Below are 24,262 nucleotides of genomic sequence, written 5' to 3'. Positions count from 1 at the left end.
TCAGTGTCGAATCGTCTGGATGTAGCGGTGATTGGTGCAGATGGCCCGGTGGGTTCCGCGATCATGGAAATCCTCGCGGAACGCCGCTTTCCGGCCAACGAGGTCAGCGTGTTGGCACTGGATCCGGACGAGGACGCGACGGCGGACTTTGCCGGGCGCAGCCTGCTGGTCGAGGACGCGGCGAGTTTCGAGTTCAACCAGGTCCAGCTGGCTTTTCTGTGCGGAGAAGATCCGCGGCTGATGGCGATTGCAGAGCGCGCCGCCGACGCCGGCTGCGTCATTGTCGACGCCAGCGGCATGGACTGGCAGGACTCGCAGATTCCGCGGGTCATCGCCGAGATCAATCCCCGCGATCTGGGCCGGTTCAACGACCGCGGCATTGTTGCGGCCCCGGATCGCCTGCTGGTGCCGCTGTTGCTCGCCATCCAGCCGCTGCTGGGGCTAGGCAGCCTGCGGCGGATCACCGCGACCGCGCTCGTGCCGGCTTCGGACGGCGGCCGTGCCGCGCTGGAAGATCTGGCGCGCGAAACCACGGCATTGCTGAATGCCCGGCACTACCAGCGCACGCATTTTCCCCAGCAGATCGCCTTCAACGTGATGGGCCAGATCGGTCTGGCTGGCGCGGAAGGCCGCACCGAGCGCGAGGCGATCATCGTCAGCGATCTGCGCGAACTGCTGCAGTTGCCGGAACTGGCCGTCGGGATTCATCTGGTTCAGGCGGCGAGCTTCTACGGCTACGGCATCACGGCCGAACTGCAGTTCGATGGCCCGGTCGATCTGCTGGCGGCGCAGACCGCGTTGCGCGGTGCGCCCAGCGTCGTGCTGGTCGACAGCCTCGATCCGGCGGAAATTCCGTCGCCGGTCGTCGATGCCGCGGCGGAGCCGGCCGTGCGCGTTGCACGCCTGCGGCCGGGTGCCGGTCCGGACAGCCTGGCGCTGTGGCTGACCACCGACAATATTCGCCGGGCCGCCGCCTTCAACGCGGTCGTCAGCGCGGAAATACTGGCCCGCGACTTCCTTTGAGACCGATGTCTCCTGATTGTTGTGGCGGCCTTCCATGCCCTTAAACGGCCAAACTCGGCAGGGCGTCGGAGAGGGCAAGTAGAAATAAAGTTGCCGCTACAATAATTCTTAGGGTATAAAAGGGGTTATACGCGTTAATTAACCTGCCGTATCAACATGGGGGTGCAGGTTGGATGCCGGAGAGAAGATGAGTCGTACGGTCCAGGGACTGGCCATAGTGTCGATCATCGCGTGGGCCTCGGCGGCGGTTGCGCTTGGCCTCGGCGATATCGACGTTCGTTCACGGCTCAATCAGCCGCTGTCGGCGCGCATCGCGATCACCGCGGCTGCGGACGACAACGTCAGCGATCTCAAGGTCGCGCTCGCCAGCAACGCTGAGTTCAAGCGCGCGGGCGTCGAACAGATTCCGTTTCTGTCGTCGCTGAAGTTCCAGGTCAAGAACGACGGCGTGCCGTATATCGACGTCAGCAGCGACCAACCGGCCCGCGAGCCGTTCGTCATGCTGCTGCTCGACGTGCGCGACGGCGGCAACAAGATCATTCGCGAATATTCGCTGTTCCTCGATCCGGCGGAGTACGTGCCGCCTGAATCGACCGACTCCTCGTTCTACGAGACCGTCAGCGAAACCGCCCCCAGCGCCGTTGAAGCGCCGGCGCCGGTGCCGCCGCCGAGTCGCGAAGTCAGCCGCATGGACACCGAAGCCTCGCGTCCGGCCCCGACGCCGACGGCTGCTGCGGTGGAAGAACCGGCTTACTACGCACCGTCGGCCCAGGAAAGCGAAGCCACCGAGTCGGCGGCGAGTGCGCCGCGTGCGACGCCAGCTGCGGCACCGGCATCTGCCGCTGCGCCGATTCCGGCTGAAGGCAGCTATGGCCCGATCAGCGCCGGCGAGACGCTGTGGAGCATCGCGACCCGTGCCCGCCCGCAGGGCGCGAGCATGGATCAGGTGCTGCTGGCGATCTACACCGGCAATCCGGGCGCCTTCGATGGCGGCATCAACGGTCTGCGCAAGGGGGCTGTGCTGCAGCTGCCGGACAGCGCCGCAGTGATGGCGGTCCCGGCGGCCGCTGCGAAGGACGAGGTCCGTCGCCTGCGCGGCCTGCCGACCGCGCGTGCGCCGGTGACCCCGGTTGCCCCGGCAGCATCGACTGAAGTTGCGGTGGCCGAGATCACGCCGACCCCGGCACCGACGGCCAAGGCAACCGCCAAGCCGACGATCAAACCGACCGCAGTCCCGACGGCTATTCCGACGCTTGAGCCGACCGCCGAACCGACGATCGAGCTGACCGCGATTCCGACCGCAGAAGCCACCGCGGAGGCCAGTCCGGATGCGGCGCTGGAGTCCCCGGCGATTGCATCCGCCGACCCCAGCGCAACCATCGACCCTTCTTCCGCCGAGATCACCCAGGCGCTGGCAACGACCGACCCGGCACTGGCAACCAGCGACGCGGCGCCCACACCTGACGCGACACCAACGACCGAGGACATCGTCGTCCAGACGGCAAAGCCACGGCGAAAGAAGGAACCCAGCCTGCTTGAATCCCTCCTGCTACCTTTGATAGCGGGTTTGGCCGTTTTAGGGGGCCTGTATTTGCTGTACCGCGCGATCGCCAAGCGCAAGGCGGATGGCGGTTTCTCCGAGCTTGGCAGCGGCGCCATTGCGCGCCCGGCGGCACCCGCGAAGCCGGCTGAACCGGTCCTCAAGCCGAGCAATTCGCGTCAAAAGCTCGAAGATCTCGACCGCGATCTGGATCGTGAGCCGCCGCGCCCCGCGACCGCGCCGAAGGCCGAAGCGTTTGCGTCACCGGCCGCGGAGATCGCGCTGGCGACCCAGCGGATTCCGGCGATGCACACCGAGACGCAGCAGATCCAGCCGCAGCGGTCGCCGGAAATCCAGCTGTCGAACCTGCCGCTGGAACGCACGGCCAAGCCGAACGACATCACGCTGTCGGATACCAAAGGTGCCGATCTCGATTTCGATCTGACGGGACAGTTTGAGTCCCAGACGATGCAGATCAACCTCGATACCAACGATCCGCTGTCGGAAGCGGATTTCCATCTGGCCTACGGCCTGTTCGATGAAGCCGCGCTGCTGCTCAAGCAGGCCATCGCGAAGGAACCGAGCCGCGCCGATCTGCAGATCAAGCTGGCCGAAACCTATTTTGCCGCGGGCAAGGCAGCCGAGTTCGAGGCTGCTGCGACGGCACTGCGACCGCTGGTCAATGCCAGCGACTGGCAGAAGGTCGCGATCATGGGCCAGCAGCTGGCGCCGGGATCGAGCCTCTACGCCACCGACGATGCGAATACGTCGGCGCAGAGCGGTGCGGTCGACCTGGATCTTGGCTCGACGGCGGAAGTCGAGGCGAAATCCGGCGACACCGGCAGTCTCGGCTTCCGGGATACCGGCAGCATGGATTTCTCGCTCGACAGCTTCGACGAGCCCGGCGCCCAGGCACCGAAGAAACCGGCCGCCGCCGCATCGGTACCTGAAGTGGTTGCGCCGGATATCTCCGAGTCGATCGAATTCGATCTCGGTGAGTTCGATCTGGCTGCGCCGGCGCCGTCGGCCGCACCGGCCTCGGCAAAGCCGGCAACCGACGACAACCTGCTCGACTTCGATCTGGAGATCGGCGAGCCGGCCAAGGCGGCGATCGACGCGCTCGATTTTGAAGATACCAAGGGCAATGTCGATGCCGGCATCGCCTTCGATCTCGGCACCTCGGAAGTTCCGGTGCTGACCGGCAAGGTCAGTGCGGATACGGCCAGCCTGCCGACGCAGAGCGTCAATGCTTTCAACGCCGACGATGTCGGACTCGACAATGTCGATCTCGGCGATCTGGACGGCGGTTTCGCCGTCAGCGGCTCCGACGATGCAGCGACCAAGCTCGATCTGGCGCGCGCGTATGTCGACATGGGCGACAACGAGATGGCGCGTTCGCTGCTCGGCGAAGTGCTGCAGCAAGGTACCGACGCGCAGAAGCAGGACGCCTCGACGCTGCTGAAGATGCTTGGATAGAACCGACGTGGAGCTGCACCCGGCGATTCGCCTGCTGCTGCTGCTGGCGATAGCCACCGCGCTGCCGATGATGAGCCTGCCTGCACTGACCGTGCAGGCAGTGCTGTTTCTGGGGCTCTATCGCTGGCATGCGGCCGACGCGGTGCCGCGGCTGTGGCAAGGCCTGCAGCGTCTGCGCTGGCTGTTGCTGGCGATCTTCGTGCTCTACGGGGCCTTCACGCCGGGTACGCCGCTGCTGGCGGCCTTGCCTGGGCTGAGCAGCGAAGGCCTCAGCGAAGGCGCGCGGCGTGCGCTGGTCATCGTCAACCTGCTGATCCTGGTCTATCTGCTGCTCGCCGTGACCCCCATCGCCGAACTCGTGCTGGCCATCCGCATGCTGCTCAGTCCGCTGCGTCCGCTGGGCGTCGATGCGCAGCGCATCGGCCTGCGTCTGGCGCTGGCGCTGGACAGCGTCCAGAAGCTGCGCATGCAGATCGCTGCGAACGCCCCGGACGCGAACCTGCTGGATCGCGCCGCGGCGGTGATCGTCGGCATCGAAACCACTGCCGCGGAGCCCGCCGCCGCACTCGAGCTTGCCGAGGCGCCGCCGCCGCGCTGGTGGCAGTGGCTGCTGCCGCTGGCGGTGCTGGTCGTGCTGCACGGCTGGACGCCATGAGCCGTTACGCTGCGGGCATCGAATACGCCGGCACCGCATTCTCCGGCTGGCAGGCCCTGGAGGGCCGGCGCACCGTGCAGGAAGTGCTGGAGCAGGCGCTGAGCCGCATCTCCGCGCAGCCGGTGAAGGTCATCACCGCGGGGCGCACCGACACCGGCGTGCATGCGGTACAGCAGGTCGTGCATTTCGAGACCGATGCGCAGCGCAGCGAGCACGCCTGGCTGCTCGGCACCAACAGCATGCTGCCGGACGACGTGGCGATGCACTGGATCATGCCGGTCTCGGAGCGCTTTCACGCGCGCTACGGTGCGCTGCGGCGGCGCTATCGTTACGTGCTGCATAACCACCGCGTGCGCAGTGCGCTGCTGCGCTACCGGACCGGCTGGTGGCCGCAGACGCTGGATGCCGATGCGATGCACCGCGCCGCGCAGGCGCTGGTCGGCACGCACGATTTCTCGGCGCTGCGCGGCTCGCAATGCCAGGCGCCGTCTCCGGTGCGCACGATCGAGGCGATCAGTGTCCGCCGCAGCGGCGACATGATCAGTTTCGACGTCTGCGGCAATGCGTTTCTCCACCATATGGTGCGCAACATCGTCGGCACGCTGCTGCTGGTGGGGCTGGGCAAGGAAAAGGTCGAATGGGTGGCCGACGTGCTCGCCAGTCTCGACCGTACCCGGGCCGGAATGACGGCTCCGGCGGAGGGTCTGTATTTCGTGGGACCCGAATATCCGGCAGAATTCGCCCTCCCGGCGCCACCCCCGCTGGTTTTTCCGCCCGTTTAGGCTCAAAAAAGCAGTGTCACGTACCCGAATCAAGTTCTGCGGAATCCGCCGCCCGGCGGACGCGCAAGCCGCCGTGGCACTGGGCGTGGATGCGGTGGGTTTTGTGCTGGTATCGCAGAGTAGGCGGTTTGTCGCTCCAGCAAGAGCGGCCACGATCCGCGCCAAGCTGCCGCCGTTCGTTGATGCCGTTGCGCTCTTCATGAACGCATCCGCCGCCGAGGTTCGCGCGGCGATCAAGACCATCAAGCCCGATCTGTTGCAGTTTCACGGCGCGGAAACCCCCAAGTTCTGCGCCAGCTTCGGCTTGCCGTACCTGAAGGCCATCGCCATGAAAGGACCGGTGAACCTGCCGAAGGAGGCGCGCCGCTACAAGCAGGCGTTGGGCCTGCTGCTGGACGGCAACGCACCCGGCGCGATGGGCGGACAGGGCGAGACCTTCGACTGGTCGCAGGCGCAAGGCGTCAAGCTGCCGCTGATTCTGGCGGGTGGATTGACGCCGGCCAATGTCGGCCGCGCGGTTCGGCTGGTGCGGCCGTACGCGGTCGATGTCTCCAGCGGCATCGAGAGCGGACCAGGGATCAAGGATGCTGCGAAAATGCGCACCTTCGTCGAGGCGGTACGCCGTGCCGACGGGCGCGCCACATGACGTTTGAACGACGCGGCAGCGCGTCGCATATCCAGGATGAAAGTTTTCCATGAATGACAGCCCCACCAAGGCCCGCGGCCACTTCGGCCCCTATGGCGGACAGTTCGTCGCCGAAACGCTGATGGAGCCGCTGCGCCAGCTTGAGGCGGCCTACGAGAGCCGCCGCAAGGATCCGGCGTTCCAGCAGGAACTCGATCACGACCTGAAGCACTACGTCGGCCGGCCGTCGCCGCTGTATCACGCGCAGCGCCTGAGCAAGCTGTGGGGCGGGGCGCAGGTCTGGCTCAAGCGCGAAGACCTCAATCACACCGGTTCGCACAAGGTCAACAACACGATCGGTCAGGCGCTGCTGGCCAAGCACCTGGGCAAGACCCGCATCATCGCCGAGACCGGCGCCGGCCAGCACGGCGTGGCGTCGGCCACGATCGCCGCACGCCTGGGGCTCAAATGCGTCGTCTACATGGGCATCGACGACGTCGAGCGCCAGTCGCCGAACGTGTTCCGCATGAAGCTGCTCGGCGCCGAAGTGGTTCCGGTCAAGAGCGGCACGCGCACGCTGAAGGACGCGATGAACGAGGCGTTGCGCGACTGGGTGACCAATGTCGACGACACCTTCTACGTGATCGGCACCGTCGCCGGTCCGCATCCGTATCCGACGCTGGTGCGCGACTTCCAGGCCATCATCGGCCGTGAGGTCATGGCGCAGAGCACCGAGCAGTTCGGCCGCTATCCGGATGCGCTGGTCGCCTGCGTCGGCGGCGGCTCGAACGCGATCGGCCTGTTCCATCCGTTCATCGAGCACAAGAGCGTCGCGATGTACGGCGTCGAGGCCGGCGGTCGCGGCATCGACACGCCGGATCATGCCGCGCCGCTGTCGGCCGGCCAGCCGGGTGTGCTGCACGGCAACCGCACCTACATCATGGCCGACGCCAACGGCCAGATTCAGCCCACGCATTCGATCTCGGCGGGTCTCGATTACCCGGGCGTCGGTCCCGAGCATTCCTGGCTCAAGGACAGCGGCCGCGTGAGCTACGTGTCGGCGACCGACGACGAGGCCCTGGCCGCGTTCCACGAACTGACGCGCATCGAGGGCATCATCCCGGCGCTCGAATCGGCGCATGCCTTTGCCTACGCCAAGAAGCTCGCCGCGACGCTCGGCAAGGACCAGCACATCGTCGTCAACCTGTCCGGCCGCGGCGACAAGGACATCTTCACGATCGCCAAGCTCGAAGGCATCAACCTGACTTGAACATGTCACGCCTCCAGACCACCTTTGCAGCACTCAAGACCAGCGGCCGCAAGGCGCTGATCCCGTTCATCACCGCCGGCGATCCGCAGCCGGGCGTCACCGTCGACTTCATGCACGCGCTGGTGCGCGGCGGCGCCGATGTCATCGAGCTCGGTGTGCCGTTCTCCGATCCGATGGCCGACGGCCCGACGATCCAGCTCGCCTGCGAACGTGCCCTCAAGCACGGCACCGGCCTGATGGACATCCTCGACATGGTCGCGAGCTTCCGCAAGACCGACGCGAAGACGCCGGTGGTGCTGATGGGCTACCTGAATCCGATCGAGATGCGCGGTGTCGACGTGTTTGCGAAGGCGGCACAGGCGGCCGGCGTCGATGGCGTGTTGATCGTCGATCTCGCGGTCGAGGAATCGGCCGACTACCTGCCGCCGCTGAAGGCCGCGGGCCTCGATTGCATCTTCCTGCTGGCGCCGACCAGCCCGGATGCGCGCATCAAGGCGATTGCCGAGGCGGGCAGCGGGTATCTGTACTACGTCTCGCTCAAGGGTGTGACCGGCGCTGCGAGCATGGACATGGCGAGCGTCAGCGCCAAGCTGGCGGATATCCGCCGCCATACGTCGCTGCCGCTGGCGGTCGGGTTCGGCATCCGCGACGCCGCGACCGCGCGTGCGGTGGGTGCGGTGGCGGACGGCGTCATCGTCGGCAGCGCCCTGGTGGCCGAGGTCGAGCGCCTGCAGGATCGGCCTCAGGAACTGCCGGCCATCCTGGAGGCGAAGCTGCGGGAGTTGCGGCTGGCACTGGACGATCTGCGGGTCTGAGTGCATTCCTATGCGCGGAGCGGCAACACAGCGCCGCGCTACAGGCTAACATTGGGCATAACTGACGCCAGTAGTCATGGAAGAATCAATGAGTTGGCTCGACAAAATCGCCGGTTCCAAGCTGCTGTCCGGAGGCGTGCGTAAGCGCAATGTCCCGGAAGGCTTGTGGACCAAGTGCGACAGCTGCCAGTCGGTGCTGTATCGCGCCGAGCTGGAACGCATGCTGGAGGTCTGCCCGAAATGCGGCGCCCATCGCGCAATCACCGCGCGGCACCGGCTTGAGCATTTCCTCGATCCGGAACCGCGCATCGAGCTCGGCATGGAAGTCGGCCCCAAGGATCCGCTGAAGTTCAAGGACAGCCGCAAGTACGGCGAGCGCATCAAGGAAGCGCAGACCGATACCGGCGAGAAGGATGCGCTGATCGTCATGCGCGGCCAGCTCAACGGCATGCCGCTGGTCGCGGCGGCCTTCGAGTTCGGCTTCATGGGCGGCTCGATGGGCAGCGTCGTCGGCGAGAAGTTCGTCCGTGGCGTCAACGCGGCGCTGGAATACGGCACGCCGTTCGTCTGCTTCCACGCCTCCGGGGGGGCGCGTATGCAGGAGTCGCTGTTCTCGCTGATGCAGATGGCGAAGACTTCGGCCGCATTGGCGCGGCTGGCCGAGCGTGGCCTGCCGTATATCTCGGTGCTGACGCATCCGACGATGGGCGGCGTATCGGCGAGCTTCGCGATGCTTGGCGACGTGCAGATCGCCGAGCCCAAGGCGCTGATCGGTTTTGCCGGTCCGCGCGTCATCGAGCAGACCGTGCGACAGAAGCTGCCGGAAGGCTTCCAACGCGCCGAATTCCTGCTGGAGAAAGGCGCGATCGACCAGATCGTCGACCGCCGTGAGATGCGCGAGCGCCTGTATCGCATCCTCGCGATGCTGACCCACTTCTCTCCGACGGTCGTGACGGCGGCAGAACCCGGCACGACGTGAAGGCAGCAGCGGAGCCGGAATCGCGCAGCCTCGCAGACTGGCTGAGCTGGCAGGAAAAACTCCACCCACGGGACATCGCGCTCGGCCTCGGCCGGGTCGGCGAGGTCGCGCGCCGGCTGCGGCTCACCGAGGATGTGCCGCCGACGCTGACGATCGGCGGGACCAACGGCAAGGGTTCCAGCGCGCACCTGGCGGCGCTGATCTATCAGCAGGCGGGCTATCGAGTCGGTCTCTACACGTCGCCGCATCTGCTGCGCTACAACGAACGTGTGCGGATCGATGGCGAATTGGCCAGCGACGCCGCGCTGTGCCGTGCCTTCGCGGCGATCGACGCGGCGCGCGGCGATGTCTCGCTGACCTACTTCGAATTCGGCACGCTCGCCGCGCTGTGGCTGTTCCGCGAAGCCGGCGTGCAGATCCAGGTGCTGGAAGTCGGCCTCGGTGGCCGGCTCGATGCGGTCAATATCCTCGACGCCGATGTGGCGCTGATCACCAGCATCGGCATCGATCACCAGGATTGGCTGGGCGACAGCCGCGAGGCGATTGCCCGCGAGAAGGCCGGCATTTTCCGCGCCGGTCGCGCCGCGATCGTCGCCGAGCCGCAGCCGCCGGCCAGCCTGATCGAGGCGGCGAGGCAGTGCGGGGCGCGGCTGCTGCTGAGGGGGCGTGATTTCCAGCCAGAAGCTACTGCCTCCGGCTGGCGCTGGCGGGGCGCCGAACGGACGCTGGACGATCTGCCGCTACCCGGCTTGAGCGGCGCGGCCCAGCTGAGCAACGCCGCCGGTGTGCTGGCTGCCGTGGAGGCCCTGCAGCCGCGTTGCCCGGTAGCGCCGGCGGCCATCCGCAGCGCCTTGCCGCAGTTGCGCGTGCCCGGGCGCTGCGACCAGCGCGGGCAGTTCGTGTTCGACGTCGCGCACAACTGCGAAGCCGCGGAGGTCCTCGCGCGGTGGCTCGCCAGTCATCCGATTGCCGGGCCGACCGTCATGGTGCTCGGCATGCTGGCCGACAAGCCGCATGCGGAGGTTCACGCGGCACTGAGCTCCCAGGTGAACCAGCTGTTGCTGGTAGGCACCGAAGGCTCGCGCGGACTCACTGCGACGGCACTGGGTCAGAAATTCCCAGCAGACGCCGCGCACCGATGCTGCGACAATATGCCGCAGGCGCTCTCGTTGGCGCGCCAGTTGGCCGGATCTGACGGTCGCATCGTCATCACCGGATCATTCCTGACCGTGGCCGCGGCCATGAACGAACTGCCATGAAGCTTGCCCATGGATAACCCCCTGAAACGCCGCCTGCTCGGCGCCGTGATCCTCTTGGCAACGGCATTCATCCTCGCGACGCTGCTGCCCGAGCCCAAGCTGCAGGCCACCGGCGAAGAGGATCTCAAGGTCGTCACCGTCGATCTGAACGCAACGCCGGCACCGATCGTCGAGGTCACGCCGACGCCGGTGGACGTCATCGATCCGACCGTTGCCGCGCCGCAGGTCGAAGAGGCCTACAGCAATGAAGGCGGCGCACCGGAAATCAGTTCCGATGCGCAGGAGCCCGATGCCGACGATTACGGCGCGACCGCGCTCCCGGCAGCGACCGCTGCGGCGACGGCGGCTCCCACGGCAAAGCCGACCGCCAAGCCGACGGTCGTTCCGACAGCCGCTCCGACGGCCAAACCCACCGCCAAGCCAACCGTCGCGCCGACGCCGCTGCCGACGCTCAAGCCGACGCCGGCGCCAACACCGGTCCCGACGCTGGCGCCGACCGCCAAGCCATTGCCGACAGCCGCCGCGGCGGCTGCCGCCGAAGGCGATCGCTGGTGGGTGCAGATCGGCTCGTACTCGGATATCACCAACGCACGCGAGGGCGAAACCCGCCTCAAGGCGCTGGGTATTCCGGTCTTCATTGCGCCGATCGATTCCGCCAACGGAATTCTCTATCGCGTGCGCGGCGGTCCGTACAGCGACAAGGCCAAAGGCGAGAAAGCCCTGGCCGCAGTGTTGAAGGACGGCTTCGCCGACGCCCGCCTGGTTCACCCGTGAGCTTTGCTCGCGGGATGCACGGATCGAGTGGGGCAGCGGGCCAAGGTGATAAACTTCCGCACCTTCGATTGCCTGCGTGCGCATGACCTGGGTCGACTACAGCATTCTGTTCGTTTTTGTCCTGTCGATCCTGGTGGGGATCTGGCGCGGCTTTACCCGCGAAATTTTCAGCCTGCTGACCTGGGTCGTCGCCTTCGGTGCCGCGCTGATGTTCAGCGACGTCATGGCCGAGCGGCTACAGGGACACATCACTGACCCGGCATTGCGCAATGCGGCCGGCAGCGCGCTGGTGTTTTTCGGTGCCCTGGTGCTCGGCGCGCTGATCACGCATTTCATCGTCGTCGCAGTCCGTGACAGCCGTTTTTCGCCGGCGGATCGCACGCTGGGCGGTGGCCTGGGCCTGATTCGTGCTGCGATCGTCATCAGCCTCTTCGTCTTGATTTCCGGACAAATGGGCGCATCTGACAAGCGCTGGTGGCGCGATTCGCAGTTGATTACCGCCTTTGCGCCGCTGGCGCGCGGTTTTGAGAGCATCATCCCCGAACGTTGGCTGGCTTTGCTCAAGCCGACGGTCGATCCGATTACTTCCCCAAGCTCCCCCTCAGGTCAGTAACCACCATGTGCGGAATTGCCGGCATCGTTTCCCAGGGCCCAGCGGTCAACGCTGAGCTGTTCGATGCACTCACGATGCTGCAGCACCGCGGACAGGACGCAGCCGGCATCATCACGAATGACGGCCACCATCTGTACCTGCGCAAGGAAAACGGCCTGGTTCGCGACGTCTTCAACGCCGACGATCACATGCTGGGCCTGCGGGGCCGCATGGGCGTGGCGCACGTGCGCTACCCGACCGCGGGGTGCTCGACCTCCGCCGAGGCGCAGCCGTTCTACACCAATACGCCGTTCGGCATCTCGCTGTCGCACAACGGCAACCTGACCAACGCCGAAGAGCTCAAGCAGGAGCTGTTCCTGCAGGACCGCCGCCACCTCAACACCGAGTCGGACTCCGAAGTCCTGCTGAACGTCTTCGCCCACGAGCTGCTGCAGCGCGGTGTGCTGCGCCTGGCGCCTGAAGACGTGTTCTCCGCGGTGTCCGGCGTGCATCAGCGCTGCCGCGGCGCCTATGCCTGCGTCGCCCTGATCACCGGTTACGGCGTCGTCGGTTTCCGCGATCCGTTCGGCATTCGTCCGGCGGTCTATGGCGTGCGCGAGACCGCGAAGGGTCTCGATTACATGATCGCCTCGGAGTCGGTCGCGCTCGATGCGCTCGGCTACGAGCTGCTTGGCGATATCGCACCGGGCGAAGCGGTGCTGATCACGCTCGACGGCAAGCTGCACAAGCGCCAGTGCGCGGCCAACCCGATCTACTCGCCCTGCATCTTCGAGCACGTCTACCTGGCGCGCCCGGACTCGGTCATGGACGACATCTACGTCTACAAGGCACGCCTGCGCATGGGCGTGAAGCTGGCCGAGAAGATCCTGCGCGAATGGCCGGACCACGACATCGACGTCGTCATCCCGATTCCCGACACCAGCCGCGTCGCCGGTGCCGAACTCGCATCGCGTCTCGGCGTGTCGTATCGCGAAGGCTTCATCAAGAACCGCTACATCGGCCGCACCTTCATCATGCCGGGCCAGGCAGCGCGCAAGAAGTCGGTACGCCAGAAGCTCAATCCGGTCGACCTCGAGTTCCGCGGCAAGAACGTGCTGCTGGTCGACGACTCCATTGTCCGCGGCACGACCTCGCAGGAAATCATCCAGATGGCCCGCGACGCCGGCGCCAAGAAGGTCTATTTCGCTTCCGCCGCGCCGCCGGTGCGTTATCCGAACGTGTATGGCATCGACATGCCGACCAGCTCCGAGCTGGTCGCGCACGGCCGCAGTATCGAGCAGCTCGAAACCCTGCTGCGCGCCGATCGCCTGATCTACCAGGATCTGGAAGACCTGATCGAGGCCGTGCGCGTCGGCAACAAGAAGATCGAGCGTTTCGACTGCTCGGTGTTCACCGGCGAGTACATCACCCAGGACGTCACGCCGGAGTATCTGAATCAGCTCGAACTGTTCCGTTCCGATTCCGCCAAGGCCGCGCGCCAGCGCGTGCAGACCGTGATCGAGTTGACCAACAACATGAACCGGGCCGGCGCATAGCCATAACGCCCGGCTTGAGTTGATGAGCGTTTAGGCTTACCGTGTCGACCGCGCCGATTTGCTGACAGCTTGCGGGCGCGTAACAAATACCGCTAAACGTAGGCAAAGCCTGTTCAGTTCGAGGTCCGGGAGTTCATCCGGCGCTCGAACCTGACGGGCTTTTGTCGTTTTGAAAGGAGCTTTTTGTGAACGAAGAATTCGATCCGGAATGGGGCGCTGGGACGCTTGGCGTGCGTGCCAGCGAGCCGCGGTCCAACTTCCGCGAGCATTCCGCGCCCTTGTCGATGACCTCGAGCTACACCTACGGCAGCGCGGCCGAGGCCGCCGCCGTGTTCAAGGGTGAAGCGCCGGGCTACATCTACTCGCGCTTCACCAATCCGACGGTCGAGGCCTTCGAGAGACGCCTCGCGGCGATGGAAGGTGGCGCGTCCTGCGTCGCCACCGCGAGCGGCATGGCGGCGATCCTGAGCCTGTGCATCTCGCTGCTGAAGACCGGCGATCACATCGTCGCTTCGGCGGGGCTGTTCGGCTCGACGATCAATCTGTTCAACAACGTGCTGTCGCGTTGCGGCCTGTCGACCAGCTATGTGCCGATGACCGATCTCGATGCCTGGGCGGCGGCGATCCAGCCGAACACGCGCATGCTGTTTGTCGAGACGCCGTCGAATCCGCTGGTCGAGCTCGCCGACATTGCTGCGCTGGCGCAGCTGGCGCGCGATCGCGGCGTGCTGCTGGTCGTCGACAACTGTTTCCTGACGCCGGTGCTGCAGAAACCGCTCGCGCTGGGCGCCGATCTGGTGATCCATTCGGCGACCAAGTACATCGACGGTCAGGGCCGTTGTGTCGGCGGCGCCATCGTCGGTGACGCCGAGCGCGTCGGCAAGGACGTGTTCGGGTTCATGCGCACGGCCGGCCCGTGCATGAGCCCGTTCAATGCCTGGGTCTTTCTCAAGGGCCTGGAAACCCTGTCGGTGCGCATGAAGGCGCACTGCCAGAACGCGCACGCGCTGGCCGAATGGCTGGAGCAGCAGACCGGCGTCACGCGGGTTTTCTATCCGGGACTCGCGAGCCACTCGCAACATGTGCTCGCCGGCAAGCAACAGAGCGGTTACGGCGGCATCGTCAGCTTCGAAGTTGACGGTGGTCGTGAGGCCGCCTGGAAGCTGATCGACAGCACGCGGCTGCTGTCGATCACCGCAAACCTGGGTGATGCACGCAGCACGATCACGCATCCGGCGAGCACGACGCATGGCCGCATCACGCCCGAAGCCCGCGCGGCGGCCGGCATCAATGAAGGCCTGATCCGCATCTCGGTCGGTCTCGAAGATGTCGAAGATATCCAAGCCGATCTGTTGCGCGGGCTGGCGTGAGCAGCGACTGGCGTGCCGCAGCGTTCGCGGCACTGGTCGAGACTGATCCGCAGCGCAAATGCGCGGCGATTGCCTTGCTGGAAGCCGGCGAGTCGTCCGCGGCTGGCGGGTTCGACTGGTCTCGCGTTCCCGGCAGGCCGCCGCGCCCGGAGCTGATTCATCCACGCGACGTGCCGCGCCGCGCGCTCGGCAGCGCCAATGGCCGCTGCGCGCTGATCCACGCGGTTGCGCACATCGAGTTCAACGCGATGAACCTCGCCCTCGATGCGGTGTGTCGCTTCGATGGACTGCCGGCGCCGTTCTATGCGGACTGGCTCAGCGTCGCCCAGGACGAGGCGCGCCATTTCGCGATGCTGCGGACGCGCTTGCGCGCTCTGGGCAGCGACTACGGTGATTTCAGCGCGCACAACGGACTGTGGGAAGCCGCCGAGAAGACCGCCCATGATGTGCTGGTGCGCATGGCGCTGGTGCCGCGTGTGCTCGAAGCCCGCGGGCTCGACGTCTCGCCCGGCATCATCGAGCGCCTGCGCGGCATCGGCGACGGCGAAACCCAGGCCATTCTCGAAGTGATCCTCGCCGAGGAAGTTCGCCACGTTGCACTCGGTACGCAGTGGTTTCACCACTTCTGTGCCGAAAGATCGGTCGAGCCGACGACAACATTCCAGAGCCTGCTGCGCGAGTACAACATGCGGCTGAGTCCGCCGTTCAATCGCGAAGCACGGCTCGCCGCCGGTTTCGAGCTGGCCGAGTTTCAGCCGTAGGCCTGTTGACGCTGTTCGGATCGTCGCGGTGTCCGCGAAAGGGCGGGATCGTGTTTCCGCAACACGTAGCCCGGGTGAAACCCGGGGGCTGCGCCTGTGGGGAATGCGCAAACCCGGATTGCATCCGGGCTACGGTGGTCTAAAGCGGGACGCGGCGGACGCTGGCTTCATCGACCGCGAGATACTCCATGCGGTCCTCGTGCCAGTCGGCCAGCACGATGCGTTCGACCGGCTTTCCGCCGAGCGAGTCGCAGTGTGTCGCCGGACGATGGGTGTGGCCGTGGATGATGCGGTCGATGCCATAGCGCTCGTAGGCTGCGCCGACCGAGGCTGCGTTGACGTCCATGATCGATTCGGCCTTGTTGCGCTTGGCGCTGGCGCTCTTGCCGCGGACACCGCCGGCGATGGCCTGGCGCCGCGCCAGCGGGAGCATCGAGAAGATCCGCTGCGCGAAGCGGTTACGCGAGAAGCGCCGCCAGCGCTGGTAACCGACATCGTCGGTGCACCACAGATCGCCATGCGACAGCAGGGTCTTGCGACCGTGTAGGTTGACCGCCAGTGGATCGCGCAGTAGCTGCACCCCGGTGGCGGCGGCGAAGCGGCGCCCAACCAGGAAGTCGCGATTGCCGTGCATGAAGTACACGGCCACGCCGCTGGCGGTCAGCGTCTTGAGCGCCGCGATTTCCTCGGCATACGCCTGCATGCCGACGTCGTCGCCGATCCAGTACTCGAACAGGTCGCCGAGGATATAGACCGCGTTGGCCTTGCGTGCGGGGCCGCCCAGGAAACGCAAAAAGCCCTCGCGCAGCGGCGAGGGCTCGTCGGGCAGATGCAGATCGGAGATGAAGAGCGCCTGCATCAGATCATCTCGGCGCCGCCGCGAACGGCTGTGCTCGCGGCGGCGCCAGCGATTACTCGATGATCGTGGCCGATTCGATCACGACCTGCGTGACCGGCACGTCGGAACCGAACGGCGGCGTGCGCGCGGTCGGGCCGTCGGCGATCTTGTCGACGACGTCCATGCCGCTGGTGACCTTGCCGAACACCGCGTAGCCCCAACCGTCCTGGCCCGGGTAGTTCAGGAAGGCGTTGTCGCCGTGGTTGATGAAGAACTGCGACGAGGCCGAATGCGGGTCGCTGGTGCGCGCCATCGCGATCGTGCCGCGATCGTTCTTGAGGCCGTTCTTGGCTTCGTTCTTGATCGGATCGCGCGTCTTGCGCTGGGCGTAGGTCTTGTCGTAGCCGCCGCCCTGGATCATGAAGCCCTTGATGACGCGGTGGAACACCAGGCCGTCATAGTGCTTGTCCTTGACGTACTGGACGAAATTGGCAGTGCTCAGCGGCGCCTTGTCGGCGTCGAGTTCAAGGGTGATGTCGCCGGCGCTCGTCTTCAGCAGCACGCGGGTCGGGGCAGCAGCATTCGCAGTGGTCATCGTCAGTCCCAAAAGGAGGGTGGCAAGAAATTTCTTCATGGTTTGGCTCGTGCGGTCAGGCAGCAAAACTCTGGGGTGGGTCGTAGTCAACTTCAGACAGGGCATCGTCGAGCAGTTCCAGATCGCCGTGGCCATGGTGGACGCCTTCCGAAAGCACGCGGCGGAACGTGCGTCCGCCCGGCATGCCGCGATAGAGACCCAGAATATGGCGGGTGATGTGGTGCAGCGGCGTGCCGGCGTCCAGCTCGCGCGCGACATAGCCCTTCAGCTCTTCGACCACGTCGTGGCGCATTGGTGCCGTGCGCTGTTCGCCGAACAGGCGGTTGTCGACTTCGGTCAGCAGATACGGATTTTCGTAGACCTCGCGGCCGAGCATGACGCCGTCGAGGTATTTGAGATGCTCGACGCTGGCGTCCATCGTCTTGATGCCGCCGTTGAGGACGATCGTCAGCTGCGGGAATTCCTGCTTGAGGCGGTACGCGAGGTCGTACTGCAGCGGCGGGATCTCGCGGTTCTCCTTCGGCGACAGGCCGCTGAGCCAGGCCTTGCGCGCGTGGACGATGAAGACCTCGCAGCCGGCCGCCGCGATGGTCTCGACGAAGTGGCGCATGAACGGATAATCGGCCGAGTCGTCGACGCCGATGCGGTGCTTGACCGTGATCGGCAGCGAGCTGGCCGAGCGCATCGCCTTGACCGCAGCGGCAACGTGATCGGGCTCGCGCATCAGGCAGGCGCCGAAGCGGCCTTCCTGGACCTTGTCCGACGGACAGCCGCAATTGATGTTGACCTCGTCGTAGCCCCAGTGCTCGGCGAACTCGGTGCACTGGACCAGCTCGTCGATTTCAGAGCCGCCCAACTGCAGCGCGACCGGATGTTCGGTCGGGTCGTAGCGCATCAGGCGCCGGCGCGGTCCATGGATGATGGCCTGCGTGCAGACCATTTCGGTGTACAGGCGCGCATGGCGGGACATCAGCCGCAGAAAGTAGCGGCAATGGCGGTCCGTCCAGTCCAGCATCGGGGCGACGGTAAAGCGCCAGGGGTTAACGGGCGCCTCTGCAGCCGGCTCTGCGCCAGCGATCAGTGCCTTGTCGGCGTTCACAAAACATCCTTGCTTGAAGGAAACGGGACCAAAGCCCGACCGGTCAGCCGCGTCCGCGAGCGGAGCAGCGTGCCAATCCCTGGCTGATCGAAAGGATCTGCGCGCCCGCCAATATCTGGCGATTACAGCGAAAACCCGATTTGGGACGGCATCTTACAGCCTCGGGCCCGGCCCCGGAAGGGACCGGGCCGATGGGCGGCAGGCTAGACCCGCACGGCGGCTTTTCGAGTAGTGGCCTGGTTATGGCGCGCCCAGGTTTCGAAATCGCTGGCGCGCAGAGGCTTGCTGATCAGATAGCCCTGGCCGGTTTCGACGCCGCGCTGGGACAGGAAGGTCTGCTGCAGCACGGTTTCGATGCCTTCGGCGACGATGTCCAGGCCGAGGTCGCGGCCCAGGCCAATGATCGTCGTGACGACGGCCTTGGCCTCCGGATCTCCGGGAATGCCCTGCAGGAAGGAGCGATCGATCTTGATGGCCCGGACCGGCAATTTGCGCAGGTAGCTCAGCGACGAGTAGCCGACGCCGAAGTCGTCCATCGACGCTGACACACCGAGCCTGAGCAAGCTGTTCAGCAGGGCAGCGGTCTGATCGAGGTTGTCGAGTGCGATGCTTTCGGTGATTTCCAGGATCAGCCGGTTGCCCGGCAGGCCGGCCTTGTCCAGCGCGCGGGTGATCTGGCCGGTGAAGTCGGCATGGTGGAACTGCGCCGCGGCGACATTGACCGAAACGTGCGGCAGTATCAGGCCGGCGCGATGCCAGTCGGCGATCTGCTGGCAGGCGCGGTCGAGTGCCCATTCGCCGAGGTGCACGATCAGATCGCTGGATTCGGCGATCGGCACAAACTCGCTGGGCGGCATCAGCCTGCCATTGCGCTGCCAGCGGATCAGCGCCTCCGCACCGACGATTTCGCCGCTGCCGAGGTGAATCTGCGGCTGGTAGTACAGCTCGACCTCATTGCGCAGCAGCGCGCGACGCAGCTCCTTGGTCAGCTGCATCGTGTGATGTGATTCCTGCTGCATCTCGTCGTGGAAGTAGCGGATTTCCTGCTTGGCATCCTTTTCGGTGCGCAGCAGGGCTTCGTCGCTGCGCCGGATCAGCAGGCCGATGTCGGTGCCATGCTCGGGAACCAGCGCGATACCGAAATCGCAGGTGACCATCACGCCGTTGGCATTGGCGAGCGGCGCGTTGACGTGCGAGCGCATTGCCGCGCAGCGCGCGGTCAGATCGGTGATGCCTTCGCGGCCGGTGCGCACCGCGGTGCCCCACAGGAAATTCTCGGGGCCGATCCGCGCGAGCAGGTCCGCAGGTTGCGCGGACTGGCGCATGCGCTTGGAAAGCTCGGCCATGCCGGCTTCGGCGCTGGCCGGATTCAGGCCGTGCCTGACCGGGCGGAACGAGTGCAGGCTGATGCTGATGATCGCGTAGGCATTGCTGTCGCCCACGAGGGTCTGCAGCCGGGCCTGCATCTGCTCACAGAACTGCGCGTAATCGAGCAAGCGGGTGACCCGGTCGGTGCGCGCCTGGTTGAGCGCCAGACGCTGATGGCCAATCGCCAGCTCCAGTTCCGCGAGGCGATCCACGCGCAGCCGGTAAAGCCGCAGCGCGATTCCCAGACCCAGCAGCATCACGGCAAGCGTGCTGCTGGCGCTGAAGGCGCCCAGACGCATCATCGGGTCCGTGCTGTCGGCTGGATTGAACCACCAGGGCATGCTCGGCATGGCGCCGGCAACCAGTACCAGCAATGCGAGCAGCACCGGCGTCGCCAGCCACTCGCGCTGGCGCAGGCGTACTACCGCGATGGCTGCCAGCAGCGCCAGGCCGGCGAGCTTGTAGACGCCCAGCACGGCGGTATGCGCCTCCTGCATGAAAGTCGCCAGAAGCAGGGTGGGGATTGCCAGCATCTCCCAGATGCGGACCAGCTTCAGCAAGCGCAGCGCGTGCTGGCGCAGGTGCAGGAAGCGGCGTGCGAATTCGACCAGCGTGATGACGACCAGTACGCCCGGATAACGCAGGACAATCACCATCACCGGCGGCAGGCCGCCATGATCCGGCTGCGAGACCAGATACCAGCCGAGCAGCGTGAAGCCGAACAGGCCGCTGCTGGCTGCGAGCCAAGGCGTGGCGCGTTCGTCCGGCCGGGTCACCGCAATCATCACGATGAACAGCGCCAGCGTGAACAGCGCGCCGACCTGGATGCCGAAGGCGAAATGCGAAACGCCCAGTGCCTGACTCAGCGGAGAGTCCAGGATCAATTCGTTGACGCGTTGCAATGCCTCGATCTGCGGCGGTGCCTCAATGGCTGCCGAGGCTAAGGATTGCAGGGATGCGAGCATCGTCGAGCGTGGCTAGAGGCGGGATCGGTCAGTGCTGCAAGCATACGTCAACGGCCAGGAGAAAAGCTGTCGGAAATTTCTCAGGATCGATCCGCGGATGCTGTCGGTTGCAGCGTCGATCAGGATAGGATGGCCAAGGCCCGCGGGACATGTAGTCAATGCTGCCGCAGCCGTGCGACATTTGCGGCAATCCCCTTGTAACGACGGAGCGGAGTATGGCGGCTGGAAGCCTGTTGATGCTGTTGGACGACATCGCAACGGTGCTGGACGACGTCGCGATTCTCACCAAGGTTGCCGCCAAGAAAACCGCCGGCGTGCTCGGCGACGACCTGGCGCTCAATGCCGAACAGGTGTCCGGCGTGCGCGCCGAGCGCGAGTTGCCGGTGGTCTGGGCAGTCGCCAAGGGCTCGTTCATCAACAAGCTCATCCTGGTGCCCGCGGCGCTGGCCATCAGCGCGGTGATTCCCTGGGCGATCATCCCGCTGCTGATGATCGGTGGCGCCTTCCTGTGCTTTGAAGGCGCCGAGAAGCTGGCGCACAAGTTCTTCCACAAAGAGCACGAGGACGATGCCGCGCGCGCCGATCGCGTACGCGCGCTGGCCGATGAAAGCATCGATCCGGTGGCGCTCGAGCGCGAGAAGATCAAGGGCGCGATCCGCACCGACTTCATCCTGTCCGCCGAAATCGTCGTCATCACGCTCGGCACGGTGGCCGACGCCGTGTTCAGCAAGCGGGTCGCGGTGCTCTGCGTCGTGGCGATGGCGATGACCGTCGGCGTCTACGGCCTGGTGGCCGGCATCGTCAAGATCGACGATGCGGGCCTCGCGCTCAGCCGGCGCGCCAGCGCCGCCGCGCAGGCCTTCGGTCGCGCGCTGCTCGCTCTGGCGCCGCTGCTGATGAAGTTCCTGTCGGTGGTCGGAACCGCCGCGATGTTTCTGGTCGGCGGCGGCATCCTCGTGCATGGCGTGCCGGTGCTGCATCACGCGATCGAGCACACCACTCAGCTGGCCGGCAGCGTGCCCAGCGTCGGCGTGGTGCTCGGCGCATTGTCGAGCATGCTGATCAACGGCCTGATCGGTCTTGCCGCCGGTGCCGCGCTGGTGCTCGCGATGAAGCTGGTACAGCGTTTCAGGCCGCGGGCGTAGCCGCCATCGCGGCCTTCATCGCCTTGAACAGGGCACGGAAGGCCTTGATGTGATTGCGCGAACTGCCGCCGGTGCGCTCGGCCTGGATGTTGATGTCGCGCTCGCTGCGCGCCTCGCGAACCAGCACGCGGAAGGCCTTGGTGTCGGTGGCCGGATATTCGGCCCACCAACGCTGCAGGCCTTCGTCGCCGGCGATGACCTGCTCGCGCCACTGCTCGACGTCGAGCAGGGTCTGCGCGTCGCGGCGTTTGCCCAGACGATGCGCGGCGACGGCCTTGTGAAACGGCTCGCAGTCCTCGGCGCGCAGCAGCTTGCCGACGTATTGCATCTGCCGTTTGCGCGCGCCGTGCGCGGTTTGCCGCTGCAGTTCGCGCAGCGCATCGCGCAGGCGATCGTCGATCTTCAGGGCGGCGAAGTTTTCCGCCGGCAGCGCAGCCAGTGATTCGCCGAGCATCTGCAGCACCAGCATGTCCTTCTTGACCTGGGACTTGCTGGGGCCGTCGTAAAAGGTATCGGGGTCGAAGTCGTCTTCGTCGTTGCGCGGCATTGCGGGCATCTTGGGTTGTAGATGCATAGTGTAGTGCTTCGGACGCCTTGAGCCTGCACTGCCAGTCCGCGGCGGACAGGCAGTAAACTGCGCGCTACCCAGATTCCAGCTTTTATCCAGGTGCCCCCATGAGACCCATGCATCCGCTCAAGCTGCCGGCCGCGCGCGGCACGACGCGCCGCGAATTCCTTCAGCAGCTGTTCCTGAGCGCCGGTGCCTTGAGCGTCGGGCCGGGCCTGTTGAGCGCCTGCGGCGGCAGCGGCGGTCCGGGCGGTGGCGCAGGCGGCGGCCGCGGTCGTTTCGCGGACATCGGCCCGCTGGGCGAACCCAACGAACTGGGCATCCGCGTGCCGGAAGGTTTCTCGACGCGCATCGTTGCCATCACCAATCAGCGTCCGACGTCTGCCAGCAACTATCTGTGGCACATCTTCCCGGACGGCGGCGGCGTGATGCCCAAGGACGATGGCGGCTGGTACTACATCTCGAACAGTGAAATTCCCGGTGTCGGCTCGATCGGCTTTCTGGTGCCGCAACTGTCGCCGGTCACCAGTCCGCTCGAAATCCTCACGCCGGGGCTGGGTGGCGTCGGCGTCCTCGAATTTGCCGCGGACGGCACGATCGTCGATGCCTATCGCATTCTCGGCAACACGACCTTCAACTGCGCTGGCTGTGTGACGCCATGGAGCACCTGGCTGTCCTGCGAGGAATGGCCCAATGGCCAGGTCTGGGAATGCGATCCGACCGGCCGCGATAGCGCCATCGCGCGCCCGACGCTGGGGTTCTTCTCGCACGAAGCGACGGCGATCGACACGGCGCGACGCATGATCTACATGACCGAGGACATGCCGGACGGTCGTTTCTATCGCTGGGTGGCCGACGCGACGGACTGGCCGGCCGGCGCGGCGCGCCCGGCGCTGCAGGCCGGCAAGCTGCAAGTGCTGCAGGTGCAGGGCGGCGGACTGGAAGGGGCGCTGACAGGCCCTCAGCCGGTGGCCTGGATCGACGCCTTGAACCCGGACCAGCCGCAGGACGCGAACCGGCACCCGGACAGCGCCGTCTTCGATGGCGGCGAGGGACTCTGGAACTACCAGGGCTATGTCTATTTCTCGACCAAGGGCGACAACCGCATCTGGGTCTACGACACGCACGGCGAAACGCTGGAAGTCGTCTACGACCTCGCCACGGCCGACAACCCGATCCTGTCCGGTGTCGACAACATCACCGTGACTTCGCAAGGCGACGTGCTGGTCGCCGAAGATGGCGGTGACATGCAGGTCGTCGTCATCCTGCCGGACCGCACGCTCAAGCCGCTGCTGCAGATCGTCGGGCAGGACAGTTCGGAAATTGCCGGCATCGCGTTCTCGCCCGATGGCCGGCGCATGTACTTCACCAGCGACCGGGGAGGTCCGCGGCCGGGCGGTGGTTACGGCGCAGGCCTGGGAATCACTTACGAACTGCTGTTGCCGGATTCGCTGTAGTCGCGAGGGCGGGTGGGCTCAGGTCGAGCGCGGCTTGTCCGCCGCCTTGCTCTTGGGCCTGGACCCGGCGGCGGCGTTCACCTCAAGGTGGGTGCCCAGCGCCTCGAACAGCGTCGCATTGTTGCGGACGACGTCTTCCAGCGATTCCTGATAGCCGTTGTAGGCCCAGTGCATGATCGTGTTGAGCAGCGCTCCCAGCAGGCCGTTGGCCATCAGGAAAGTATCGCTGTCGCTGCGCCGGGTATCCGGATACAGGCCATCGATCATCGCCTTGATCAGATCCGCGAAGCTGCGCGTGGTGCGCATCGATAGCTGATTGACGTCCTGGCTGACGGTGAATACGTCGACGAACAGGATGCGCACCAGGCGCGGGTCGTCGCGCATCGCGCCGAACAGGGTCGTCAATGCCGAGCGGGCGAGGATGCCGACTTCGCGTTCGGGCTTGATCAGTGCAGTGACCATCGCATCGCGCAGGCGCGCGGTCATCTGATCGTAGACCGCGGCATACAGCGCTTCGCGATTCGCGAAGGACTCGTAGAAGTAGCGCTCGGTCAGCTTGGCTTGCGCGCAGATCTCCTTGACCGTGGTCGAGTGAAAACCACGCGTGCCAAAAATCTCGGTGCCGGCATCGATCAGCATCCGGCGTCGCTGAACCCGCCGATCTTCGCTGGCGACGCCACGGAAGCGATGCACGCTCTTGCGGGATTTCTTGTCCGTCATGTGGCCGATATTGACATGTGCTGTTGTCAG

Annotated in this window: 22 protein-coding genes; 16 read left to right on the top strand and 6 right to left on the bottom strand. The window is 65.8% G+C overall.

Annotated features, from left to right (window positions below; translation table 11 throughout):
- Positions 1-27: 27 nt before the first annotated feature.
- The 14 genes from AC3WUF_RS07270 (at position 28) to AC3WUF_RS07205 (ending at position 15,477) form a co-directional block, all read left to right on the top strand.
- A complete protein-coding gene (locus AC3WUF_RS07270; protein ID WP_492423984.1) occupies positions 28-1,023 on the top strand; it encodes an Asd/ArgC dimerization domain-containing protein in 996 nt (331 codons plus the stop codon).
- Between the two features lie 187 nt (positions 1,024-1,210).
- Positions 1,211-4,039 carry a motility hub landmark protein FimV gene (locus AC3WUF_RS07265; RefSeq protein WP_492423982.1) on the top strand — a complete coding sequence of 943 codons (2,829 nt, stop codon included), beginning with the start codon at positions 1,211-1,213 and terminating at the stop codon, positions 4,037-4,039.
- The gene (locus tag AC3WUF_RS07260; protein WP_492423980.1) at positions 4,032-4,694 is read left to right on the top strand and encodes a CbiQ family ECF transporter T component; all 663 of its coding nucleotides are present in this window, start codon (positions 4,032-4,034) and stop codon (positions 4,692-4,694) included. The genes AC3WUF_RS07265 and AC3WUF_RS07260 overlap by 8 nt, the downstream gene beginning before the upstream one ends.
- Positions 4,691-5,476 carry a tRNA pseudouridine(38-40) synthase TruA gene (gene truA, locus AC3WUF_RS07255; RefSeq protein ID WP_492423978.1) on the top strand — a complete coding sequence of 262 codons (786 nt, stop codon included), beginning with the start codon at positions 4,691-4,693 and terminating at the stop codon, positions 5,474-5,476. The genes AC3WUF_RS07260 and truA overlap by 4 nt, the downstream gene beginning before the upstream one ends.
- Before the next feature lie 13 nt (positions 5,477-5,489).
- Entirely contained in the window at positions 5,490-6,122 is a 633-nt protein-coding gene (locus tag AC3WUF_RS07250) for a phosphoribosylanthranilate isomerase (protein ID WP_492423976.1), read from the top strand.
- Between the two features lie 49 nt (positions 6,123-6,171).
- Positions 6,172-7,371: a tryptophan synthase subunit beta gene (gene trpB, locus AC3WUF_RS07245; protein WP_492423974.1), complete on the top strand. Its 1,200-nt coding sequence runs from the start codon at positions 6,172-6,174 to the stop codon at positions 7,369-7,371.
- Positions 7,372-7,373: 2 nt separating this feature from the next.
- Complete coding sequence (trpA, locus tag AC3WUF_RS07240; RefSeq protein ID WP_492423972.1) at positions 7,374-8,186, top strand: tryptophan synthase subunit alpha; 813 nt, start codon at positions 7,374-7,376, stop codon at positions 8,184-8,186.
- A gap of 88 nt (positions 8,187-8,274) precedes the next feature.
- Positions 8,275-9,165, top strand: coding sequence for an acetyl-CoA carboxylase, carboxyltransferase subunit beta (gene accD / locus AC3WUF_RS07235; protein WP_492423970.1), 891 nt, complete (start codon positions 8,275-8,277; stop codon positions 9,163-9,165).
- On the top strand, positions 9,162-10,424 hold the full coding sequence (gene folC, locus AC3WUF_RS07230; protein ID WP_492423968.1) for a bifunctional tetrahydrofolate synthase/dihydrofolate synthase: 1,263 nt from the start codon (positions 9,162-9,164) through the stop codon (positions 10,422-10,424). The genes accD and folC overlap by 4 nt, the downstream gene beginning before the upstream one ends.
- A gap of 9 nt (positions 10,425-10,433) precedes the next feature.
- Positions 10,434-11,198, top strand: coding sequence for an SPOR domain-containing protein (locus AC3WUF_RS07225; protein ID WP_492423966.1), 765 nt, complete (start codon positions 10,434-10,436; stop codon positions 11,196-11,198).
- A gap of 82 nt (positions 11,199-11,280) precedes the next feature.
- Complete coding sequence (locus tag AC3WUF_RS07220) at positions 11,281-11,811, top strand: CvpA family protein (RefSeq protein ID WP_492423964.1); 531 nt, start codon at positions 11,281-11,283, stop codon at positions 11,809-11,811.
- Positions 11,812-11,816: 5 nt separating this feature from the next.
- Positions 11,817-13,346 (top strand): amidophosphoribosyltransferase, encoded by a 1,530-nt coding sequence (purF, locus tag AC3WUF_RS07215; protein ID WP_492423962.1) that lies wholly within the window; start codon positions 11,817-11,819, stop codon positions 13,344-13,346.
- Between the two features lie 185 nt (positions 13,347-13,531).
- Positions 13,532-14,716 carry an O-succinylhomoserine sulfhydrylase gene (locus AC3WUF_RS07210; protein ID WP_492423960.1) on the top strand — a complete coding sequence of 395 codons (1,185 nt, stop codon included), beginning with the start codon at positions 13,532-13,534 and terminating at the stop codon, positions 14,714-14,716.
- Positions 14,713-15,477 carry a ferritin-like domain-containing protein gene (locus tag AC3WUF_RS07205; protein ID WP_492423958.1) on the top strand — a complete coding sequence of 255 codons (765 nt, stop codon included), beginning with the start codon at positions 14,713-14,715 and terminating at the stop codon, positions 15,475-15,477. Before AC3WUF_RS07210 ends, AC3WUF_RS07205 begins: the two co-directional genes overlap by 4 nt.
- Positions 15,478-15,616: 139 nt before the next feature.
- Here AC3WUF_RS07205 and AC3WUF_RS07200 read toward each other — a convergent pair whose 3' ends face one another.
- From AC3WUF_RS07200 to AC3WUF_RS07185, 4 genes are all read right to left on the bottom strand, one after another.
- Positions 15,617-16,336, bottom strand: coding sequence for a UDP-2,3-diacylglucosamine diphosphatase (locus AC3WUF_RS07200; RefSeq protein WP_492423956.1), 720 nt, complete (start codon positions 16,334-16,336; stop codon positions 15,617-15,619).
- A 52-nt stretch (positions 16,337-16,388) separates the two neighbouring features.
- Entirely contained in the window at positions 16,389-16,949 is a 561-nt protein-coding gene (locus AC3WUF_RS07195) for a peptidylprolyl isomerase (protein ID WP_492423954.1), read from the bottom strand.
- 16 nt (positions 16,950-16,965) lie between these two features.
- Complete coding sequence (dusA, locus tag AC3WUF_RS07190) at positions 16,966-18,009, bottom strand: tRNA dihydrouridine(20/20a) synthase DusA (RefSeq protein ID WP_492423952.1); 1,044 nt, start codon at positions 18,007-18,009, stop codon at positions 16,966-16,968.
- Positions 18,010-18,212: 203 nt separating this feature from the next.
- Entirely contained in the window at positions 18,213-20,342 is a 2,130-nt protein-coding gene (locus AC3WUF_RS07185; protein WP_492423950.1) for a putative bifunctional diguanylate cyclase/phosphodiesterase, read from the bottom strand.
- A 215-nt stretch (positions 20,343-20,557) separates the two neighbouring features.
- Between AC3WUF_RS07185 and AC3WUF_RS07180 the strand changes: the two genes are divergently transcribed.
- Positions 20,558-21,487, top strand: coding sequence for a DUF808 domain-containing protein (locus tag AC3WUF_RS07180; RefSeq protein WP_492423948.1), 930 nt, complete (start codon positions 20,558-20,560; stop codon positions 21,485-21,487).
- Here the strand turns inward: AC3WUF_RS07180 and yjgA are convergent.
- Positions 21,471-22,034 carry a ribosome biogenesis factor YjgA gene (yjgA, locus tag AC3WUF_RS07175; RefSeq protein ID WP_492423946.1) on the bottom strand — a complete coding sequence of 188 codons (564 nt, stop codon included), beginning with the start codon at positions 22,032-22,034 and terminating at the stop codon, positions 21,471-21,473. The two genes, AC3WUF_RS07180 and yjgA, sit on opposite strands and share 17 nt — an antisense overlap.
- A 137-nt stretch (positions 22,035-22,171) precedes the next feature.
- Here yjgA and AC3WUF_RS07170 point away from each other — a divergent pair, with 137 nt between their 5' ends.
- On the top strand, positions 22,172-23,512 hold the full coding sequence (locus AC3WUF_RS07170) for an alkaline phosphatase PhoX (protein WP_492423944.1): 1,341 nt from the start codon (positions 22,172-22,174) through the stop codon (positions 23,510-23,512).
- Positions 23,513-23,530: 18 nt separating this feature from the next.
- Here AC3WUF_RS07170 and AC3WUF_RS07165 read toward each other — a convergent pair whose 3' ends face one another.
- Positions 23,531-24,232, bottom strand: coding sequence for a TetR/AcrR family transcriptional regulator (locus AC3WUF_RS07165; protein ID WP_492423942.1), 702 nt, complete (start codon positions 24,230-24,232; stop codon positions 23,531-23,533).
- Between the last annotated feature and the right edge of the window lie 30 nt (positions 24,233-24,262).

The organism is Fontimonas sp. FW305-C-3, assembly GCF_058783185.1.
Note: the sequence above shows the minus strand (reverse complement) of the source record. Positions and strands in the feature narration are given on the sequence as shown.

What these genes read in the sequence shown, in the direction of transcription:
- AC3WUF_RS07225 (WP_492423966.1), top strand. Translation starts at nt 10,434, where the DNA reads ATGGATAACCCCCTGAAACGCCGCCTGCTCGGCGCCGTGATCCTCTTG.
- accD (WP_492423970.1), top strand. Translation starts at nt 8,275, where the DNA reads ATGAGTTGGCTCGACAAAATCGCCGGTTCCAAGCTGCTGTCCGGAGGC.
- AC3WUF_RS07165 (WP_492423942.1), bottom strand. Translation starts at nt 24,232, where the DNA reads ATGACGGACAAGAAATCCCGCAAGAGCGTGCATCGCTTCCGTGGCGTC.
- yjgA (WP_492423946.1), bottom strand. Translation starts at nt 22,034, where the DNA reads ATGCCGCGCAACGACGAAGACGACTTCGACCCCGATACCTTTTACGAC.
- purF (WP_492423962.1), top strand. Translation starts at nt 11,817, where the DNA reads ATGTGCGGAATTGCCGGCATCGTTTCCCAGGGCCCAGCGGTCAACGCT.
- AC3WUF_RS07195 (WP_492423954.1), bottom strand. Translation starts at nt 16,949, where the DNA reads ATGAAGAAATTTCTTGCCACCCTCCTTTTGGGACTGACGATGACCACT.
- truA (WP_492423978.1), top strand. Translation starts at nt 4,691, where the DNA reads ATGAGCCGTTACGCTGCGGGCATCGAATACGCCGGCACCGCATTCTCC.
- AC3WUF_RS07200 (WP_492423956.1), bottom strand. Translation starts at nt 16,336, where the DNA reads ATGCAGGCGCTCTTCATCTCCGATCTGCATCTGCCCGACGAGCCCTCG.
- trpA (WP_492423972.1), top strand. Translation starts at nt 7,374, where the DNA reads ATGTCACGCCTCCAGACCACCTTTGCAGCACTCAAGACCAGCGGCCGC.
- AC3WUF_RS07170 (WP_492423944.1), top strand. Translation starts at nt 22,172, where the DNA reads ATGCATCCGCTCAAGCTGCCGGCCGCGCGCGGCACGACGCGCCGCGAA.
- AC3WUF_RS07180 (WP_492423948.1), top strand. Translation starts at nt 20,558, where the DNA reads ATGGCGGCTGGAAGCCTGTTGATGCTGTTGGACGACATCGCAACGGTG.
- AC3WUF_RS07265 (WP_492423982.1), top strand. Translation starts at nt 1,211, where the DNA reads ATGAGTCGTACGGTCCAGGGACTGGCCATAGTGTCGATCATCGCGTGG.
- AC3WUF_RS07220 (WP_492423964.1), top strand. Translation starts at nt 11,281, where the DNA reads ATGACCTGGGTCGACTACAGCATTCTGTTCGTTTTTGTCCTGTCGATC.
- trpB (WP_492423974.1), top strand. Translation starts at nt 6,172, where the DNA reads ATGAATGACAGCCCCACCAAGGCCCGCGGCCACTTCGGCCCCTATGGC.
- AC3WUF_RS07185 (WP_492423950.1), bottom strand. Translation starts at nt 20,342, where the DNA reads ATGCTCGCATCCCTGCAATCCTTAGCCTCGGCAGCCATTGAGGCACCG.